This window comes from Pseudomonas sp. EL_65y_Pfl1_R83, from assembly GCF_963970695.1.
GTDB lineage: Bacteria > Pseudomonadota > Gammaproteobacteria > Pseudomonadales > Pseudomonadaceae > Aquipseudomonas > Aquipseudomonas tritici.
On the sequence record NZ_CAXAQI010000401.1, the window covers coordinates 1 to 459 of the forward strand.

Annotated in this window: 1 protein-coding gene; it reads left to right on the plus strand. The window is 68.8% G+C overall.

What is annotated here, in order from left to right; translation table 11 throughout:
* A partial coding sequence (locus AACY08_RS29505) for a sigma 54-interacting transcriptional regulator (RefSeq protein WP_339472615.1) occupies nucleotides 1-459 on the plus strand: 459 nt, incomplete at both ends.

The window sequence follows — 459 nt, forward strand, 5'->3', positions numbered from 1 at the left end:
GGTCACAGTGGCATTGCCGTCGCGGTACAGGCGATGCGCCAGGGGGCGACCGACTTTGTCATCAAGCCGTGGAACAACGAACGTCTGCTTGCGACGGTCCAGCGCGGCGTCGCGCTGCGCCGTGCGAAGCTGGATGCCGCAACAGCGCCACCGATCGACGACGGCCTGTTGCTCGGCGAAAGTGCCGCGATCGCGGGCGTGCGCGATCTGATCGCCCGTGTCGCGCCGACCGAAGCTCCGGTCCTGGTCAGCGGGGCCTCCGGCACCGGCAAGACCGTGATCGCGCGGCTGATCCATCGAGGATCGGGACGCGCTGACGGGCCGCTGGTTACGCTCCACGCGGAGACCGCCGACAGCGCGACGATCGCGGAACGGCTCGCCGCCGCTCTCGCCGGTACGCTGGTGATCGACCATATCGATCGCTTGCCGCGCAGGTTGCAAAGCGACCTTGCCCAGCAG